Source organism: Flavobacterium geliluteum (assembly GCF_017948595.1).
In the GTDB taxonomy this organism is placed as follows: Bacteria; Bacteroidota; Bacteroidia; order Flavobacteriales; family Flavobacteriaceae; genus Flavobacterium; species Flavobacterium flavipigmentatum.
Map to the genome: position 1 here is coordinate 1 of NZ_JAGFBV010000107.1, position 251 is coordinate 251.

Annotated in this window: 1 protein-coding gene; it reads left to right on the top strand. The window is 32.3% G+C overall.

The genetic code is table 11. From position 1 onward, the window contains the following. Positions 1-251, top strand: a 251-nt coding sequence (locus J3495_RS19130) for an IS3 family transposase (protein WP_210668588.1), incomplete at both ends; no start/stop codon positions are given.

A 251-nucleotide genomic window follows, 5' to 3' on the forward strand; every position in this document is an offset into this window, starting at 1 on the left:
AAAAGATGTGCAGCGTTTTAAAAGTAAGCCGTAGTAGTTATTATAGATGGTTCAGCGGTGGTCCTTCTAATAGATCTATAGAAAATAGTCTATTTACAGACTTAATAAAAGAAGTTTTTGATCTAAGCAGTCAAACTTATGGAAGTCCTAGAATAGCAGAACAGTTAAAAAGAAAAGGATATAAAATATCCAAAAGGAAAGTTGCTAAATTGATGCTTCTTAATGGCTGGAGAAGTAAACTAAAGAAACGC